Annotated in this window: 17 protein-coding genes; 14 read left to right on the forward strand and 3 right to left on the reverse strand. The window is 69.1% G+C overall.

What is annotated here, in order from left to right:
* The first annotated feature begins 2 nt into the window (after window positions 1-2).
* The 6 genes from urtA to QM732_RS02710 all read left to right on the forward strand — a co-directional run bounded on the left by urtA (window position 3) and on the right by QM732_RS02710 (window position 6,064).
* Window positions 3-1,253: an urea ABC transporter substrate-binding protein gene (urtA, locus tag QM732_RS02685; protein WP_415654672.1), complete on the forward strand. Its 1,251-nt coding sequence runs from the start codon at window positions 3-5 to the stop codon at window positions 1,251-1,253.
* A gap of 138 nt (window positions 1,254-1,391) precedes the next feature.
* The gene (urtB, locus tag QM732_RS02690; protein WP_415654673.1) at window positions 1,392-2,933 is read left to right on the forward strand and encodes an urea ABC transporter permease subunit UrtB; all 1,542 of its coding nucleotides are present in this window, start codon (window positions 1,392-1,394) and stop codon (window positions 2,931-2,933) included.
* Window positions 2,930-3,976 (forward strand): urea ABC transporter permease subunit UrtC, encoded by a 1,047-nt coding sequence (gene urtC, locus QM732_RS02695; RefSeq protein WP_415654674.1) that lies wholly within the window; start codon window positions 2,930-2,932, stop codon window positions 3,974-3,976. Before urtB ends, urtC begins: the two co-directional genes overlap by 4 nt.
* Entirely contained in the window at window positions 3,973-4,806 is an 834-nt protein-coding gene (gene urtD, locus QM732_RS02700; RefSeq protein WP_415654675.1) for an urea ABC transporter ATP-binding protein UrtD, read from the forward strand. The genes urtC and urtD overlap by 4 nt, the downstream gene beginning before the upstream one ends.
* A gap of 1 nt (window position 4,807) precedes the next feature.
* Window positions 4,808-5,500: an urea ABC transporter ATP-binding subunit UrtE gene (urtE, locus tag QM732_RS02705; protein WP_415659325.1), complete on the forward strand. Its 693-nt coding sequence runs from the start codon at window positions 4,808-4,810 to the stop codon at window positions 5,498-5,500.
* 195 nt (window positions 5,501-5,695) lie between these two features.
* Window positions 5,696-6,064 (forward strand): VOC family protein, encoded by a 369-nt coding sequence (locus tag QM732_RS02710; protein WP_415654676.1) that lies wholly within the window; start codon window positions 5,696-5,698, stop codon window positions 6,062-6,064.
* A gap of 64 nt (window positions 6,065-6,128) precedes the next feature.
* Here the strand turns inward: QM732_RS02710 and egtD are convergent, their stop codons facing one another.
* The 3 genes from egtD to QM732_RS02725 all read right to left on the reverse strand — a co-directional run bounded on the left by egtD (window position 6,129) and on the right by QM732_RS02725 (window position 8,772).
* A complete protein-coding gene (egtD, locus tag QM732_RS02715; RefSeq protein ID WP_415654677.1) occupies window positions 6,129-7,103 on the reverse strand; it encodes an L-histidine N(alpha)-methyltransferase in 975 nt (324 codons plus the stop codon).
* The gene (egtB, locus tag QM732_RS02720) at window positions 7,100-8,242 is read right to left on the reverse strand and encodes an ergothioneine biosynthesis protein EgtB (protein ID WP_415654678.1); all 1,143 of its coding nucleotides are present in this window, start codon (window positions 8,240-8,242) and stop codon (window positions 7,100-7,102) included. Before egtB ends, egtD begins: the two co-directional genes overlap by 4 nt.
* A 143-nt stretch (window positions 8,243-8,385) precedes the next feature.
* Window positions 8,386-8,772: a VanZ family protein gene (locus QM732_RS02725; protein ID WP_415654679.1), complete on the reverse strand. Its 387-nt coding sequence runs from the start codon at window positions 8,770-8,772 to the stop codon at window positions 8,386-8,388.
* Window positions 8,773-8,947: 175 nt separating this feature from the next.
* Here QM732_RS02725 and QM732_RS02730 point away from each other — a divergent pair, with 175 nt between their 5' ends.
* From QM732_RS02730 to QM732_RS02765, 8 genes are all read left to right on the forward strand, one after another.
* The gene (locus QM732_RS02730; RefSeq protein WP_415654680.1) at window positions 8,948-9,325 is read left to right on the forward strand and encodes a hypothetical protein; all 378 of its coding nucleotides are present in this window, start codon (window positions 8,948-8,950) and stop codon (window positions 9,323-9,325) included.
* Between the two features lie 194 nt (window positions 9,326-9,519).
* Window positions 9,520-11,613, forward strand: a complete 2,094-nt coding sequence (locus QM732_RS02735; protein WP_415654681.1) for a 3-hydroxyacyl-CoA dehydrogenase NAD-binding domain-containing protein — start codon at window positions 9,520-9,522, stop codon at window positions 11,611-11,613.
* An 88-nt stretch (window positions 11,614-11,701) separates the two neighbouring features.
* The gene (locus QM732_RS02740) at window positions 11,702-12,877 is read left to right on the forward strand and encodes an acetyl-CoA C-acyltransferase (protein ID WP_415654682.1); all 1,176 of its coding nucleotides are present in this window, start codon (window positions 11,702-11,704) and stop codon (window positions 12,875-12,877) included.
* Complete coding sequence (locus QM732_RS02745) at window positions 12,874-13,293, forward strand: PaaI family thioesterase (protein WP_415654683.1); 420 nt, start codon at window positions 12,874-12,876, stop codon at window positions 13,291-13,293. Before QM732_RS02740 ends, QM732_RS02745 begins: the two co-directional genes overlap by 4 nt.
* Window positions 13,294-13,710 (forward strand): PaaI family thioesterase, encoded by a 417-nt coding sequence (locus QM732_RS02750; RefSeq protein WP_415654684.1) that lies wholly within the window; start codon window positions 13,294-13,296, stop codon window positions 13,708-13,710.
* Window positions 13,711-13,713: 3 nt separating this feature from the next.
* Window positions 13,714-15,519 (forward strand): acyl-CoA dehydrogenase, encoded by a 1,806-nt coding sequence (locus QM732_RS02755; protein ID WP_415654685.1) that lies wholly within the window; start codon window positions 13,714-13,716, stop codon window positions 15,517-15,519.
* A 14-nt stretch (window positions 15,520-15,533) separates the two neighbouring features.
* Entirely contained in the window at window positions 15,534-16,325 is a 792-nt protein-coding gene (locus QM732_RS02760) for an SDR family oxidoreductase (protein WP_415654686.1), read from the forward strand.
* A gap of 15 nt (window positions 16,326-16,340) precedes the next feature.
* Window positions 16,341-16,790 carry a PaaI family thioesterase gene (locus tag QM732_RS02765; protein WP_415654687.1) on the forward strand — a complete coding sequence of 150 codons (450 nt, stop codon included), beginning with the start codon at window positions 16,341-16,343 and terminating at the stop codon, window positions 16,788-16,790.
* Window positions 16,791-16,989: the final 199 nt, after the last annotated feature.

Here is a 16,989-nt window from a genome sequence, read left to right on the forward strand (position 1 = left end):
CGATGCTTCGCCGTTCCGCACTCGCGCTGGCCGCCTGCGCCAGCCTGTTCGCCCCCGCTGCCTTCGCTGCCGACACCATCAAGGTCGGCGTGCTGCACTCGCTGTCGGGCACCATGGCCATCTCGGAGACGGTGTTGAAGGACACCGTGCTGATGGCCATCGACGAGATCAATGCCAAGGGCGGCCTGCTCGGCAAGAAGCTGGAGCCGGTGGTCGTGGACCCGGCCTCCAACTGGCCGCTGTTCGCCGAGAAGGCCAAGCAGCTCATCTCGCAGGACAAGGTCGCCGTGGTGTTCGGCTGCTGGACGTCGGTGAGCCGCAAGTCGGTGCTGCCGGTGTTCGAGCAGACCAACTCGCTGCTGTTCTACCCCGTGCAGTACGAAGGCGAAGAGCTGAGCAAGAACGTCTTCTACACGGGCGCGGCGCCCAACCAGCAGGCCATTCCGGCCGTGGAATACCTGATGAGCAAGGACGGCGGCGGCGCCAAGCGCTTCGTGCTGCTGGGCACCGACTACGTCTACCCGCGCACCACCAACAAGATCCTGCGCGCCTTCTTGCACTCCAAGGGCATCACCGATGCCGACATCATGGAGGACTACACCCCCTTCGGCCACGCGGACTACCAGTCCATCATCGCCAAGATCAAGAAGTTCGCCGCCGAAGGCAAGAAGACGGCCGTGGTGTCCACCATCAACGGCGATTCCAACGTGCCCTTCTACAAGGAACTGGGCAACCAGGGCCTGAAGGCCACGGACGTGCCGGTGGTGGCCTTCTCGGTGGGTGAGGAGGAGCTGCGCGGCGTGGACACCAAGCCGCTGCAGGGTCATCTCGCCGCGTGGAACTACTTCATGTCCATCAAGGCGCCGGCCAACGACGCCTTCATCAAGAAGTGGAGCGCCTACGCCAAGGCCAAGGGCATCGCCGGCCACAAGGACAAGCCGCTGACCAACGATCCGATGGAGGCCACCTACATCGGCATCAACATGTGGGCGCAGGCCGTCAAGAAGGCCGGCAGCACCGACACCGACAAGGTCATCGCCGCCATGGCCGGCCAGACCTTCACGGCGCCGTCGGGCATCACGTCCAAGATGGACGAGAAGAACCACCACCTGCACAAGTCGGTCTTCATCGGCGAGGTGAAGGCGGACGGCCAGTTCAACGTCGTGTGGAAGACGCCCGGCCCCGTCAAGGCCCAGCCGTGGAGCCCCTACATCCCCGAGAACAAGGGCAAGAAGGACGAGCCCGCGAAGTAAGGCTCACTCCCTGCCGCGGCGAAGCCGCGGCCCCCTCGAGGGAGCGCCGCCAATGGACTGGCAGAGCCAGATCCACGGCGGCGGCAGGAAGGGCGTGCGCGCTGCGCGCGTCACTTGGTTCCGTTCGCGTGGATCTTCATGATCAAACGACTTTTAGTGGGATGCCTGTTCGCGTTGAGCGGCTGGTCGGCCTGGGCCTTGTCGCCCGAGCTGGCCTCGCGCATTGCCGCGGGCGAGAGTGATGACCGCGTCGCGGCGCTTCAGCAGGCGCTGGCGGCGGGCGACGAGTCGCTCGGGCCCTTCCTGCGTGCCTTGCAGGACGGCCGGGTGTGGATCAAGGGTGGGCAGGTGCTGGTGGTCGCCGAGGGCTCGCCGGCACCGGCCGACGCCGAGGAGCCGATGCTCAACAACCGCATGCGCCGCGAGATCGACGCGGCGCTGGCGGGGCTGGACCTCCTGTCCAAGGATCGCGACACGCGGGCCAGCGCACTGGCGACGCTGCGTGACGATGCGGATGCGTCCAAGCTCGCGCTCTTCGAAAGGGCGCTGGCGGTGGAGAGCGACGCCAGGCTGCGCGCGCAGCTGAACGCGCTGGTTGCCGGCGCCAAGCTGTCGTCCGGCGATCCGGGGCAGCGCCGCGCCGCGGCAACCGAGCTGTCCGGCAGTGCCGATCCGGCGACACGCGCGCTGCTGCTCGAGAAGCTCGGCGCCGAGACCGATCCCGCCGCCAGGGCGGCGATGCAAAAGGCCGTGGCCGACATCGGCGAGCGCCTCGCCTGGGGCGAGCGCGCCCAGCTGCTGTTCTCCGGCCTGAGCCTGGGCTCGGTGCTGCTGCTGGTGGCACTCGGGCTGGCCATCACCTATGGCCTGATGGGCGTCATCAACATGGCGCACGGCGAGCTGCTGATGGTGGGCGCCTACGCCACCTACTGCGTTCAGCAGGGCTTTCGCGCCTGGCTGCCGGCGGCCTTCGACTACTACCTGTGGATCGCGCTGCCGGCGAGCTTCCTGGCGGCGGCACTCGTCGGCGCGGCGATGGAGCGCACCGTGATCCGCTGGCTCTACGGCCGGCCGCTGGAGACGCTGCTGGCCACCTGGGGCCTGAGCCTGGTGCTGATGCAGGCGGTGCGCAGCTTGTTCGGCGCACAGAACGTGGCCGTCGAGAACCCGGCCTGGCTGTCCGGTGGCTGGGCGCTGCTGCCCAACCTCACGCTGCCCTACAACCGCCTTGCCATCCTCGCGTTCGCGGCCCTGGTGCTGGGCGGCATGGCGCTGCTGCTGGCCAGGACCCGCCTGGGCCTGATGGTGCGCGGCGTGACGCAGAACCGCCGCATGGCCGCCTGTGTGGGCGTCAACACCGCCAGGGTCGACACCTTGGCCTTCGCGCTGGGCTCGGGCATCGCCGGGCTGGCCGGCTGCGCGCTGAGCCAGATCGGCAACGTCGGCCCCGACCTGGGGCAGAGCTACATCGTCGACGCGTTCATGGTCGTCGTGCTGGGAGGCGTCGGCCAGCTCGCGGGCACGGTCTACGCGGGCCTGGGCCTCGGTGTGCTGTCCAAGCTGCTGGAAGGCTGGCAGGGCGCGGTGCTCGCCAAGATCGCGCTGCTGATGCTCCTGGTCCTCGTCATCCAGAAGAAGCCGCAAGGCCTGTTCGCACTGAAGGGCAGGTCGGTCGAATGAAGAAGACATTGCTCCTCGCCGCGGCCATCGTGCTGCTGCTCACGCCTTTCCTGCACCTTGCCTTCGCGCCCGGCCACCCGCTGCACCTCAGCGAGTTCTACGTCGGGCTGCTCGGCAAGTTCCTGTGCTTCGCCATCTGCGCGCTGGCGCTGGACCTGATCTGGGGCTTTGGCGGCATCCTGTCGCTGGGGCACGGCCTGTTCTTCGCGCTGGGCGGCTACGGCATGGGCATGTACCTGATGCGCCAGATCGGCCGCGACGGCCAGTACCAGTCGGACCTGCCGGACTTCATGGTCTTCCTGAACTGGAAGGAACTGCCCTGGCACTGGGCGCTCAGCGACTCGCTGGTCGGACAGATCATCCTGGCGCTCGCCGTGCCGGGGCTGCTGGCTGCCGTGTTCGGCTACTTCGCCTTCCGCTCGCGCATCCAGGGCGTGTACTTCTCCATCATCACGCAGGCGCTGACGGTGGCGGCCATGCTGCTGTTCTTCCGCAACGAGACGGGCTTTGGTGGCAACAACGGCTTCACGGACTTCAAGCGCATCGCGGGCCTGGCCATCACGTCGCCGGGCATGAAGGTGGCGCTGTGCGTGGCCAGCGGCCTTGCGCTGATCGCCTGCTACCTGATCGCGCGCGCGCTGACGCAAAGCCGCTGGGGCCGCATCCTGCAGGCCATCCGCGACGCCGAGGGGCGCGTGCGCTTCCTGGGCTACGACCCCGTGGCGTTCAAGCTCAGCGCCTACGTCATCTCTGCGCTGATGTGCGCGCTGGCCGGCATCCTCTACGTCCCGCAGGTGGGCATCATCAACCCCAGCGAGATGAGTCCGGCGGCCAGCATCGAGATGGCCATCTGGGCCGCGGTGGGCGGTCGCGGCACGCTGCTTGGCCCGGTGCTGGGCGCCTTCTTCGTCAACGGCACCAAGTCGGTCTTCACCGTCTGGTGGCCGGAGGGCTGGCTCTACGTGCTGGGTGCGCTCTTCATCGCGGTGACGCTGTTCCTGCCGACCGGCCTGGCCGGCCTTGCCAGGAGGTTCAAGAAATGACGCCGGAGCTTCTCGAGGCGGGCGCCGAGGCGCGCACGCGGGCGCTGACCCGCGTCGTCACCGAATCCGGCCCGGTCTTCAACCAGGGCGTTGCGCTCTACGTCGAGGACCTCAAGGTCGCATTCGACGGCTTCCAGGCGCTGGGAGGCCTGAGCTTTGCAATCGGCGTGGGCGAGCTGCGCTGCGTCATCGGCCCCAACGGCGCCGGCAAGACGACGACGATGGACTGCATCACCGGCAAGACCAAGCCCGACAGCGGCCGCATCTTCTTCGGCAGCAACCTGGACCTGCGGACCATGAACGAGCAGCAGATCGCCCTCGCCGGCATCGGTCGCAAGTTCCAGAAGCCAACCGTGTTCGAGGCACTGAGCGTCGCCGAGAACCTGGAGCTGGCGCTGGCCGGCGACCGCCGCGCGCGCTTCGCGATGCGCGCCAGGCTGAGCGGCGAGCAGCGCGACCGGCTCGACGAATTGCTGAAGACGGTGCACCTTGCCGAGGAGCATGACCGTGTCGCCGGCCTGCTGAGCCACGGCCAGAAGCAGTGGCTGGAGATCGGCATGCTGCTCGCGCAGGACCCCAAGCTGCTGCTGCTGGACGAACCCGTCGCGGGCATGACCGACGAGGAGACCGAGCGCACCGCCGAGCTGTTCCTGAGCCTGGAAGGCAAGCACTCGCTGGTGGTGGTGGAGCACGACATGAGCTTCGTTGCGACGCTGGCCGGCGCGCATCGCACGGTCACCGTGCTGCATGAAGGCAAGACGCTGGCCGAGGGCACGATGGCGACGGTGCAGTCGGATGAAAAAGTGATCGAGGTGTACCTTGGCCGATGACCTGCTGACCGTCCGGGACCTGCACAAGCACTACGGCGGCTCGCACATCCTGCGCGGCCTGGGCTTCGAGCTCAAGCCTGGCGAGATCACCGTCGTCATGGGCCGCAACGGCGTCGGCAAGACGACGCTGCTGAAGAGCCTCATGGGCGTGGTTCCCGTCACATCCGGCAGCATCGCGCTGGCCGGCGAGAACATCGACAAGCTCAAGACCCACCAGCGCGTGCGTGCCGGCCTGGGCTATGTGCCCCAGGGGCGCGAGATCTTCGGCCGGCTCACGGTCATGGAGAACCTGCAGATGGGCCTGGCCAGCCAGCCCGCCGGCACGCCGCTGCCCGGGGAACTGTTCGAGCTGTTCCCGGTGCTCGACAAGATGCGCGGCCGCCGCGGTGGCGACCTGTCCGGCGGCCAGCAGCAGCAGCTCGCCATCGCCCGCGCGCTGGCGCCGGGACCCAAGGTGCTGCTGCTGGACGAGCCGACGGAGGGCATCCAGCCCAACGTCATCCAGGACATCGGCCGCGTCATCAAGCACCTGGCCCATGACAAGGGCCTGTGCGTCGTGCTGGTGGAGCAGTACTACGACTTCTGCGAGGAGCTGGCCGACCAGTACCTGCTGATGCAGCGCGGCGAGATCGTCATGCGGGGGCGTGGGGCCAACATGAAGGCGGACGGGGTGAGGGAGCGGCTGGCGATCTGAGGCGGCGCCGGCCGGCGCCGTGATGGCCACGACGGTCGGCGGCTGACGGGCGTCGAGCGCGCCTGGCGCCTGCTAGGCTTGGGCGAGCGCTGAAGCCCTCGCGCCGGGCCTTCGGATCCGTCGCGTCGAGCACCGACGGCATGCCGCAGGCTCCCGTCGGCGCTTCGGCAGCAACCCTCAGTTCTGGAGGAACACATGTTCGATCACATTGGCATCGGCGCGACGGACGTCGAGGCGAGCACGGCTTTCTTCCTTCAGGCGCTGGCGCCCCTGGGCGTCGCGGTCGCGATGCAAGGCCCCCACGGCGCCGGACTAGGCATGAATGGCAAGCCATCGCTCTGGATATCACCGGCGACCGCCAAGCCTGCCCCCTTGCACCTGGCCTTCACTGCGGCGACCCGTGCGCAGGTGGATGCGTTCTACCAGGCGGCGCTGGCCGCCGGCGGCAAGGACAACGGCGCGCCCGGGCTGCGCCCCCACTATCACGCCAACTACTACGGCGCGTTCGTCATCGGGCCCGACGGACACAACGTCGAGGCGGTCTGCCACAAGCCGCAGGCCTAGCCTCGCCTGGCGTTGTCTTGCCTCGCCGCAGACGCATCCCGGGCCGCCCCGATTCCTGCGAGCCTCACGCCGCCCGCTGCGCTTCAAGCCACAGCACGGCAAACCAGCGGTTCTCGTCCGTCCACACCTTGCCCGGCCGAAAGCCGGCCCGTGCCGCCATCGCCTGGAAGCCCTCGACCGTGTACTTGTGCGAGTGCTCCGTGTGCAGCGTCTCGCCCTCGTGGAAGGCGTAGACCTCGCCGTCAAGCTGCAGTTCCAGCGGCCTTGAGGCGCGCAGGTGCATCTCGATGCGCCGGTAGGCGGGGTTGTAGAAGGCCAGGTGCTCGAACCCGTCGGCCGGGAATTCGGCGCCGAGCTCATGGCGGGCACGCGCCAGCACGTTGAGGTTGAAGGCCGCGGTCACGCCCGCCACATCGTTGTAGGCGGCATGCAGCACCTGCTGGTCCTTCACCAGGTCGATGCCGATCAGCAGCCCGCCGCCAGCCAGCTCGCTGGCCGCCAGGCGCAAGAAGGCATCGGCCTCGGCCGGCGTGAAGTTGCCGATGCTGGAGCCGGGGAAGAAGCCCACGCGGCGACTGCCCGCGGGACAGGGGGGCAGCCCGTGCGGGCGCGTGAAGTCGGCCACCAGGGGCTGGATGGCGAGACCGGGATAGTCGGCGGCCAGCCCGTCGCAGGCAGCCAGCAGATGGGATCCCGAGATGTCCACCGGCACGAACTGCACGCTGTCGCGCGGGATGGAGTCCAGCAACAGGCGCACCTTGCGCAGCGCGCCGGCGCCGTACTCGACGAGTTGCACGCCGGCGCCGAACTGCGCGGCCATGTCGTCGGCGTGGGTCTGCAGCAGCGCCAGTTCCGTCCGCGTTGGGTAGTACTCGGGCAGCTCGCAGATCTGCTCGAACAACCGGGAGCCCGTCTCGTCGTAGAAATACTTGGGCGAGATGGCCTTGGGCGAGCGCGACAGGGCCGCACGCAGGTCGGCGGCGAACTGCTCGCTGTCGGCCGAAGCCCGGGGCTGGCGCCATTCGATGCCTGGTTTCATCTTGCGAGCCTCAATCCGCTGAACTGCCAGCGTGCGGCCGGCGGGAAGAAATTGCGGTAGGTCGGCCGGGCATGGCCGGGCGGCGTGGCGAGGCTGCCGCCGCGCAGTACCTGCTGGCCCACCATGAACTTGCCGTTGTATTCGCCGACGGCGCCCGCCGCAGGCCGGAAGCCCGGATAGGGCGCATAGCCGGAGCGCGTCCACTGCCAGGCCTGGTCGGCCGCGTTCGAGAAACCGGGCAGGCGGCATGCCGCTTCCCACTCGAACTCCGTGGGCAGCCGCGCGCCGGCCCATTCGGCGAAGGCGCAGGCCTCGTAGAAGCTCAGCTGCATGACGGGCGCGCCCGGATCCAGCGGCTGCACGCCGTGCAGCCCGAAGACGCTGCCATCCTCGAGCCAGTAGGCGGGCCGTTGCCAGCCCTGCGCCTGCACGGCGGCCCAGCCGTCAGACAGCCACAGCAGCGGTTCGCGGTAGCCGCCGCTGGCGACGAAGTCGGCGTACTCGGCGCAGGTGACGAGGCGGTTGCTGATCTCGAACGGTGCCAGCAGCACCTGATGCCGCGGCCCTTCGTTGTCGAAGGCAAATCCGGCGCCGTCGTGGCCGATGTCGACGACCCCGCCCGCGTGCGCGAGCCAGGCCTGCCCGGGCGATGCCGGCGGCCGCGGCGCCGTCGCGTCGTAGGCCGGCAGCAGCGGGTTGCAGGAGAAGGCGTGCAGGATGTCCGTCAGCAGCAGTTCCTGGTGCTGCTGCTCATGGTGGCAGCCCAGCTCGACGAGCGCGCGCGCCTCGGCCGGTGCCTGCGGCAGCAGGTCGGCGAGGGCTGCATCCACATGGGCGCGGTAGGCCTTGACCTCGTCGAGCGAGGGCCGGCTCAGCAGGCCGCGCTGCGGGCGCGCATGGCGCGGGCCCAGGCTTTCGTAGTAGGAGTTGAAGAGGCGGGGCCAGCGCGCGTCGAACAACTCGTAGCCGTCCAGGTGCGGTACCAGCACCAGGGCCTCGAAGAACCACGTCGTATGGGCCAGGTGCCATTTGGCGGGACTGGCATCGGGCATGGACTGCAGCTGGGCGTCCTCGCCGGACAGGGGCGCAGCCAGGCCCAGCGTGTAGGCGCGGGTGGCGCGGAGCAGCTCGTTCAGCATGGAGAGCGACCGTATCGCAAACTGCTGCCAACGGTATGTCAGTGAAGGGCTGCTGGCTGTAGGACGGCACCCCTAGGGTGCAGGGCGGCGCGGTGGCACCTCACGGGCCCGGACAGCCGGCGCCTGCTGCGCCGGCCCGCCGTTCAGCGCGGCCGTGCTGCGATGGCCGCGACGGGCCAGGCTGCCAGCAGGCCCAGCGCGATGCCAAAGCCATCGGCCAGCAGGTCCAGCCAGTCGCCGGTGCGCGGCGGCAGGTGACTCTGGGCGATCTCGATGGCGCCGCCGTAGGCGAGCAGCGCGGCAGCGAGCCATCCCCATTGCCGAGGGCGCGGCCACCAGGCCCAGGCCCCGGCAAAGGCCAGCGACCCGAAGGCGAGGGCGTGGTTGGACTTGTCCCAGCCCGTGCCGATGGCCGGCGGCGGCGCAGGCACCAGGGCCAGCCAGGTGATGGCGACGAGAAGGAGGGTGAACAGCGCGCGCCACAGGCGGCGCTGCTCGGGAGCGGTGGCAAAGCGGATCAGGCGGGGCATGGCGGCCGCATTGTGGCTGGCAGCCAACGCTGCAGGCGCTGGGCCCGGGCAGGGGCTGCGGATTGATGACGTCTCGTGGCAAACCCTGCCTGCAGGGGCCTGCCCGCGCGGGCGCCGGCCAAAACGCGTCGATACAGTTGCCGCAGGCGCCAGCATCGGCGCCGGGGAGAGCAAGATGACGGGCAGTCAGGTCATGCAGATGGGGGGCGCCTTCCTGCTGGGCGCGTTGCTTGCGGCAGCTGCCATGTACGCGTGGCTGTCGCGCCGTGTGAAGCTCGAGCACCAGCGCGTGCTGCATGTCGAACAGTCGCGCCAGCAGGTGCTGGAGCAGGTCACGCAGGCGCGCCGGCAGATCGAGCAACTGCAGCGCGAATCCCATGAACTGCGTCTCGCGATCCGGCCTGCGCCGCGCCAGGCACCCGCGCCTGCGCCGGTTCAGGACGCCGCAGAGGCGGCGCGGCTGTACGCGGAGTCCCTGCTGAAGCCGACGCCGGCGACGGACAAGCCGCAGGCCTTCAAGGACACCGTGGTGCTGCGCCGCAGCCAGGACTGAGCAAGGGCCGAGGACAGCGCCTGCGCGCTGTCCGACGCCTTGCGAGGGCCAGACGGCCTGCCAGCCGGCTGGCAGGGGCGTTGTCACTGCCGGGACAAACCGGCGCGAGTCGCGCTGCCTAGAATCGAACGGTCGTTCTATTTCTGGGCCGGCTGCAGGAGACGCGGCATGGCCCGCCAACCGAGGTCGTGCCCATGACAGCCCATTACGAAGTCCGCGGCAGCGTTGCCGTGATCACGCTCGACAACCCGCCGGTCAACGGCCTGGGTTTTGCCACCCGAGCAGCCGTCGCTGCCGGCGTGGAACGTGCCGAGGCCGACCCGGCCATCACGTCGCTGGTCATCACTGGAGCTGGCAAGGCCTTCTCGGGCGGCGCCGACATCAAGGAGTTCGGCAGCCCCAAGGCGTTGGCAGAACCTAATCTGCTGAGCCTGATTGCCGTGGTGGAGAACTGCAGCAAGCCTGTGGTGGCGGCCATCCACAGCGTCTGCATGGGTGGTGGCCTGGAGCTGTCCCTGGGCTGCCACTACCGCATCGCGCAGGCCGGCACCAAGGTCGCGCTGCCGGAAGTGAAGCTGGGCCTGCTGCCCGGTGCAGGCGGCACTCAGCGACTGCCTCGTGCGCTGGGCGTGGAGCCCGCGCTGAACATGATCGTCAGCGGCGAGCCGGTCGAGGCGCAGATGCTGGCGATGGTCCCTGGCCAGAAGCTGTTCGACAGGGTCGTGGATGCAGACGTGGTCGATGCCGCCGTCAAGTTCGCCGAGGAGGTGTCGGAGAAGCGTCCCCTGCCCAAGGTGCGCGACCTCAAGGCCAGGCACCCCAACGCGGACGCCTACTTCCAGTTCGCCCGCAACATGGTGGGCGGCATGAGCAAGAACTTCCCGGCGCCGCTGCGCTGCCTGGAAGCCGTGGCCGGCGCGGTCAAGCTGAAGTTCGACGACGGCATGCGCGCCGAGCGCGAGGGCTTTGCCGCACTGATGCTGACGCCGGAATCGAAGGCGCTGCGCCACCTGTTCTTCGCCGAGCGCGTCGCCAGCAAGATCGCCGATGTGCCCGAGGACACGCCGCTGCGCACCATTGCCAAGGTCGGTGTCATCGGCGCCGGCACGATGGGTGGCGGCATCTCGATGAACTTCTTGAACGCGGGCATCCCGGTCACCATTCTCGAGACCAAGCAAGAAGCCCTGGACCGTGGCGTCGCCACCATCAGGAAGAATTACGAAGCCCAGGTCAAGAAGGGCAAGCTCAAGGAAGACAAGTACGCGCAGCGCATGGCGCTGCTGAGCACGACGCTGAACTACGCCGACCTGGCCGACGCCGACCTCATCATCGAGGCGGTGTTTGAGGAGATCGGTGTCAAGGAAGCCGTCTTCAAGCAGCTCGATGCCGTGGCCAAGCCCGGTGCCATCCTGGCCTCCAACACCTCGACGCTGGACGTCGACAAGATCGCGTCGTTCACGAAGCGCCCGCAGGACGTCGTGGGCATGCACTTCTTCAGCCCGGCCAACGTCATGAAGCTGCTGGAAGTGGTGCGAGGCAAGGAAACGGCCAAGGACGTGCTGGCCACGGTGATGGCCATTGGCAAGAAGATCAAGAAGACGGCCGTGGTGTCAGGCGTCTGCGACGGCTTCATCGGCAACCGCATGATCGAGCAGTACAGCCGCCAGGCCGGCTTCCTGCTGGACGAGGGTTGCAGCCCGCAGCAGGTGGACAAGGCGGTCGAGAAGTTCGGCTTCGCGATGGGCCCCTTCCGCATGGGGGACCTGGCCGGCAACGACATCGGCTGGGCCATTCGCAAGCGCCGCGCCGTGGAGCGCGCCAGCATGAAGTACTCCGCCAGCGCCGACCGCCTGTGCGAGCTGGGCCGCTTCGGCCAGAAGACCGGTGCCGGCTGGTACGACTACCAGCCCGGCAAGCGCGATGCGATCCCGTCGGCCGTCGTCGAGGAGATGCTGGCCAAGCACCGTGAGGCCATCGGCGCCAAGAAGCGCGACATCAGCGACGAGGAGATCGTGCACCGCCTGGTGTTCGCCCTCGTCAACGAGGCCGCCCACCTGCTGGAGGAAGGCATCGCGCAGCGCGCGTCCGACGTGGACATGGTCTACCTGACCGGCTACGGCTTCCCCATCTTCCGCGGTGGCCCGATGTGCTACGCCGACACGCTGGGCCTGTTCAACGTCGTGCAGGCGATGAAGCGCTTTGCCAGGAACCCGATGGACGACGGTGCGTTCTGGACGCCGGCGCCGCTGCTGGCCCGCCTGGTCGCCGAAGGCAAGTCCTTCACCTGAGCGCCGGCCCACCCAAATCTGAGTGTCTTGCGTGCCAGGCCTGGCGAGCGAAGCGAGTAGCCCTGGCACCAACTGATTAGGACTAGACATGAGCAATGCACTGATCGTCTCCACCGCCCGCACCCCGCTCACGAAGAGCTGGAAGGGCGCGTTCAACATGACCCACGGCGCGACGCTGGGCGGCTGGGCCGTGCAGGCCGCCGTCGAGCGCGCCGGCATCGAAGCCGGTGCCATCGAAGACGTGCTGATGGGCTGCGCCAACCCCGAGGGCGCCACCGGCGCCAACATCGCACGCCAGATCGCGCTGAAGGCCGGCCTGCCGGTCACGGTGAGCGGCGTCACCATCAATCGCTTCTGCTCCAGCGGCCTGCAGACCATCGCCATGGCCGCCCAGCGCATCATCGCGGGCGAGGGCGACGTCTACATCGCCGGCGGCGTGGAGAGCATCTCCTGCGTGCAGCAGGAGATGAACAAGCACATGCTGTCCGATCCGGCGCTGCTCAAGATCAAGCCCGAGATCTACTGGAACATGCTGCAGACCGCGGAGAACGTGGCCAAGCGCTACAACATCTCGCGAGAGCGCATGGACCACTACGGCGCCGGCAGCCAGCAAAAGGCCTGCGCCGCCCAGGCCGCGGGCAAGTTCGCGGACGAGATGATCTCGGTCACCACGACCATGGGCGTGGCCGACAAGGTCATGGGCCTGATGAGCAAGGAAGTGACCGTCAGCGCCGACGAGGGCCTGCGCGAGGGCACGACCTACGAAGGCATCAAGGACCTGCGCTCGGCCGTGCCCGGCGGCCTGGTGACGGCCGGCAATGCCAGCCAGTTCAGCGACGGCGCCGGCGCCTGCGCGCTGGTCAGCGAGCAGTACGCGTCCGCGCACAACCTCAAGCCCCTGGGCCGCTTCCTCGGCTTCGCGGTCGCCGGCTGCGAGCCCGACGAGATGGGCATCGGCCCGGTGTTCGCGGTCCCCAAGGTGCTGAAGAAGCTGGGCCTCACGGTCGCCGACATCGACCTGTGGGAGTTGAACGAGGCTTTCGCGGTGCAGGTGCTGTACTGTGCCGACACGCTGGGCATTCCGATGGACAGGCTCAACGTCAACGGCGGCGCGATTGCCGTCGGCCACCCCTACGGCGTGTCGGGCCAGCGCCTGACGGGCCACGCCCTCATCGAAGGCAAGCGCCGCGGCGCCAAGCGCGTGTGCGTCACGATGTGCATCGGCGGCGGCATGGGTGCGGCAGGCGTGTTCGAGGTGCTGTGAGCCCCGACGAGTTCGTCAGGCGCGGCGCGCAGATCCTGGCCGCTCAGCCCTTCAGCCGCCTGCTGGGCGTGGAGATCGGCGCCGTGGCGCCGGGCCGCGTCGAGCTGCGGCTGGCGGTGAAGCCCGAGCTGCTGCAGCAGCACGGCTTTGCGCACGGCGGCGTGCTCAGCTACCTGGCCGACAACGCGCTGACCTTTGCGGGCGGCACGGCCATGGCCTCCGACGCGCTGACGAGCGAGTACAAGATCAACTACCTGCGCCCGGCCGTCGGCGAGCTGCTGATTGCGCGTGCCGAGTCCGTGAGCGCGGGCCGCACCCAGGCCGTCTGCCGCTGCGAGGTGTTCGCGGTCAAGGACGGCGTGGAGAAGCTCTGCGCGGTGGCCCAGGGCACCATCGTCAAGCTGGCCGAGGGCTGAATGCGGCTCGATCTCGACACGCTGCGGGGCTTCTTCCGCTCGGCGCCCTTCATGGCCGACCTGGGCGTGGAGCCCACCGCCGTCGAGCCCGGCCGCGTGTGGGCCACGCTGGCCGCGCAGCCGCGCCACCGCCAGCACACGGGCGTCGTGCATGCCGGCGTCATCGCGGCGCTGGCCGACCATTGCATGGGCGCGGCCGCCCAGACCCTGGCCGGCGATGGCCACTGGGTGCTGACCGCCGAGTTCAAGACCAGCCTGCTGCGCGGCGCGAGCGGCGAGCAGCTGGAATGCGAGGCCTGGGTGTTGAAGCCCGGCCGACAAGTCACCTTCACCGAGGCCGAGGTGTACGCGGTGGCCGGCGGCGAGCGCAGGCTCGTGGCCAAGGCCAGCGGCACCATGGCCGTCACCGCCGCCTGAGCCATGCGCGAGACCCTGGACTTCCTGCTGTTCGACTGGCTCAAGGCCGGCGACCTCACCACGCGCGAGCGTTTCGCCGAGCACTCGGCCGAGACCTTCGCCGCCGTGCTCGACACCTGCGAGCGCATCGCCCGCGAGAAGTTCGAGCCCTTCAACCGCCTGGCCGACACGCAGGAGCCGCACTTCGACGGCGAGCGCGTGCACCTGCCGCAGGCCACGCACGACGCAACCCGGGCCTACGCGGAGTCCGGCATGCTGGCCGCCGCGCAGGACTATGAGGTCGGCGGCATGCAGCTGCCATGCGTCATCGAGATGGCCGGCAACGCTTTCTTCAGCAGGGCCAGCGTGGCCATGGGCGGCTACGCGATGCTGACGTCCGGCAACGCCAGCTTGCTGATGGCGCACGGCACGCCCGTGCAGCAGGATGTCTTTGCTCGATCGGAGTTCGCCGGCCGCTGGTTCGGCACCATGTGCCTGAGCGAGCCGCAGGCCGGGTCGTCGCTGTCCGACGTGGCCACGCGCGCCGAGCTGGACGACGAGAGCGACCCGCTGGGCCCGAGGTACCGCCTGAGCGGCAACAAGATGTGGATCTCCGGCGGCGAGCACGAGATCACCGAGAACATCGTCCACCTCGTGCTGGCGAAGGTGCCGGGGCCGGACGGCAAGCCGGTCCCGGGCACCAAGGGCATCTCGCTGTTCATCTGCCCGAAGTGGCTGGTCGACGAGCAGGCGCAGCTGACCGGCGAGCGCAACGACGTCGCGCTGGCGGGCCTCAACCACAAGCTGGGCTACCGCGGCACGACCAACTGCCTGCTGAACTTCGGCGAGGGGCGCTGGACGCCGCGGGGCCGCAAGGGCGCCATCGGCTACCTGGTCGGCAGGGTCGGCGACGGCCTGCGCTGCATGTTCCACATGATGAACGAGGCCCGCATCGGCGTGGGCCTGGGCGCGGTGATGCTGGGCTACGCCGGCTACGAGGCCAGCCTGGCCTACGCCAAGCAGCGCCCGCAGGGCCGGCCGATGACGGCGGCCGGCAAGGATTCGGCCAGCCCGCAGCGGCCCATCATCGAGCACGCCGACGTGCGCCGCATGCTGCTGGCACAGAAGAGCTATGTCGAAGGCGGCCTCGCGCTGGAGCTGTACTGCGCCCGCCTCGTCGACGAGCTGCATACGGGCACCACCGCCGACAGCGTCGCCGAGGCGCAGGCGGTGCTGGACGTGCTGATCCCCATCGCCAAGAGCTGGCCCAGCGAGTGGTGCCTGGAGGCCAACTCGCTGGCCATCCAGGTGCTGGGCGGCTACGGCTACACGCGCGACTTCCCGGTGGAGCAGTACTGGCGCGACAACCGCCTGAACATGATCCACGAGGGCACGCACGGCATCCAGGCGCTGGATCTGCTGGGGCGCAAGGTCGTGCAGCAGGGCGGCGCGTCGCTGGTGGCCACCGCCGCGCGCGTGCAGGCGACGATAGCCCGCGCGATGCAGACCGACTGGGCGCCGCAGGCCAACCAGCTGGCCGCCGCGCTGGCGCAGCTCGGTGGCGCCACCAAGAAGGCCTGGAGCACCGGCCAGCCCGAGGAAGCGCTCGCCAACGCCACGCCCTATCTGCAGGCCTTTGGCCACACCGTCCTGGCCTGGTTGTGGCTGGATGTGGCGCTGAGCGTCAGCGGGGAGGGTGATTTCGCGAACGGCAAGCGCGTGGCGGCCCGCTACTTCTTCGCCTACGAGCTGCCCAAGATCGCCGCATGGCTGGACGTCGTGGCGCGCCGCGAGCCGCTGTGCCGCGAGATCAAGGCCGAATATTTCTGAACTGGAGACAACCCATGAGCACCAAAGTCCAAGACCTCTTCGACCTCAGCGGCCAGGTAGCCCTCGTCACCGGCGGATCGCGCGGGCTGGGCCTGCAGATCGCCGAGGCGCTGGGCGATGCCGGCGCCAAGGTCATGCTGACGTCGCGCAAGGCGGCCGACCTGGAGGAGGCCGCTGCCCACCTGCAGGCGCGCGGCATCGACACGCGCTGGATCGCGGCCGACGCCGCCAAGGAAGACGAGGCCCAGCGCGTCGTCGCCGAGACCATGGAGCGGCTCGGCCAGATCGACATCCTCGTCAACAATGCCGGCGCCACCTGGGGAGCTCCGGCCGAGGAGCATCCCTTGGCGGCCTGGGACAAGGTCATGGACCTGAACATCCGCAGCCTGTTCGTCTTCGCGCAGGCGGTGGCCAAGGCCAGCATGATCCCGCGCCGCTCGGGCCGCATCATCAACGTGGCCTCCATCGCCGGCCTGGCCGGCAACACCGGGGCGATGAAGACCATCGCCTACAACACCAGCAAGGGCGCGGCCGTGAACTTCACGCGCGCGCTGGCCGGCGAGTGGGGCGCCTACGGCATCACCGTCAACGCGCTGGCGCCGGGCTTTTTCCCCAGCAAGATGACGCAAGGCCTGCTGGCCGCGGTGGGCGCGGAAAAGATGGCCTCCCACGCGCCGCTGAACCGCCTGGGCGACGACGACGACCTGAAGGGCGCGGCGCTGCTGTTCGCATCCCGTGCCGGCAAGCACATCACCGGGCAGATCCTGGCGGTGGACGGCGGCGTCAGCGCCGTGCACGGCAACTGAGGCGACACTGTCGCGATGGAGTTCCCGGTCCACATCCCCTTCGTCGAGCAACTCGGTTTCACGCTGCATTCGGTCGGCGACGGCGAGGCCGAGCTCAGGCTGACGATTGCCGAGCAGCACCTGAACTCCTGGCGCGTCGCCCATGGCGGCGTCGTCATGACGCTGCTGGACGTGGCCATGGCCCATGCGGCGCGCAGCGTGAACCGGCGAATCCTCGAAACCGGCACCGACCTCGGGCCGGGCGTCGTCACGGTGGAGATGAAGACCACCTTCATGCGCCCCGGCGAGGGCGAGCTGCGCGCGGTGGGCAGGCTGCTGCACCGCTCGACGACCATGGCCTTCTGCGAGGGCTCGGTCTTCGGCACGGACGGCAAGCTCTGCGCCCACGCCACCGGCACCTTCAAGTACCTGCGCGCGCTGCCGGCCGGCCGCCAGCTCAAGGCGCTGGGCGGCGAGGGCGACTGAGAAGGCGGAATCCCCGCAACGCTCTCGGGTTTGAGCGATATTTCTGAAACGGCGTTCCATTGGCGGGCACAATAGCGGCCGCGCCAGCATTCCACTGCAGGGATGCGCGGTTGGCCAGGTCGCTGATTCGGACCACGCCGTCTTGCCCGATCCCGGGACGGTGCCTGGCATGACGGCCCGCGCGCAGGTCCTTTTCGGG

Origin of the sequence: Roseateles sp., from assembly GCF_047654805.1 — a bacterium.
In the GTDB taxonomy this organism is placed as follows: Bacteria; Pseudomonadota; Gammaproteobacteria; order Burkholderiales; family Burkholderiaceae_C; genus Pelomonas.

Excerpts from the sequence above, each read along its gene's own strand:
- QM732_RS02735 (WP_415654681.1), top strand. The coding sequence starts at position 9,520 with ATGACAGCCCATTACGAAGTCCGCGGCAGCGTTGCCGTGATCACGCTC.
- QM732_RS02740 (WP_415654682.1), top strand. The coding sequence starts at position 11,702 with ATGAGCAATGCACTGATCGTCTCCACCGCCCGCACCCCGCTCACGAAG.
- QM732_RS02755 (WP_415654685.1), top strand. The coding sequence starts at position 13,714 with ATGCGCGAGACCCTGGACTTCCTGCTGTTCGACTGGCTCAAGGCCGGC.
- QM732_RS02760 (WP_415654686.1), top strand. The coding sequence starts at position 15,534 with ATGAGCACCAAAGTCCAAGACCTCTTCGACCTCAGCGGCCAGGTAGCC.
- egtB (WP_415654678.1), bottom strand. The coding sequence starts at position 8,242 with ATGCTGAACGAGCTGCTCCGCGCCACCCGCGCCTACACGCTGGGCCTG.
- QM732_RS02710 (WP_415654676.1), top strand. The coding sequence starts at position 5,696 with ATGTTCGATCACATTGGCATCGGCGCGACGGACGTCGAGGCGAGCACG.
- QM732_RS02765 (WP_415654687.1), top strand. The coding sequence starts at position 16,341 with ATGGAGTTCCCGGTCCACATCCCCTTCGTCGAGCAACTCGGTTTCACG.
- QM732_RS02730 (WP_415654680.1), top strand. The coding sequence starts at position 8,948 with ATGACGGGCAGTCAGGTCATGCAGATGGGGGGCGCCTTCCTGCTGGGC.
- egtD (WP_415654677.1), bottom strand. The coding sequence starts at position 7,103 with ATGAAACCAGGCATCGAATGGCGCCAGCCCCGGGCTTCGGCCGACAGC.
- QM732_RS02725 (WP_415654679.1), bottom strand. The coding sequence starts at position 8,772 with ATGCCCCGCCTGATCCGCTTTGCCACCGCTCCCGAGCAGCGCCGCCTG.
- urtA (WP_415654672.1), top strand. The coding sequence starts at position 3 with ATGCTTCGCCGTTCCGCACTCGCGCTGGCCGCCTGCGCCAGCCTGTTC.
- QM732_RS02750 (WP_415654684.1), top strand. The coding sequence starts at position 13,294 with ATGCGGCTCGATCTCGACACGCTGCGGGGCTTCTTCCGCTCGGCGCCC.
- urtD (WP_415654675.1), top strand. The coding sequence starts at position 3,973 with ATGACGCCGGAGCTTCTCGAGGCGGGCGCCGAGGCGCGCACGCGGGCG.
- urtC (WP_415654674.1), top strand. The coding sequence starts at position 2,930 with ATGAAGAAGACATTGCTCCTCGCCGCGGCCATCGTGCTGCTGCTCACG.
- urtB (WP_415654673.1), top strand. The coding sequence starts at position 1,392 with ATGATCAAACGACTTTTAGTGGGATGCCTGTTCGCGTTGAGCGGCTGG.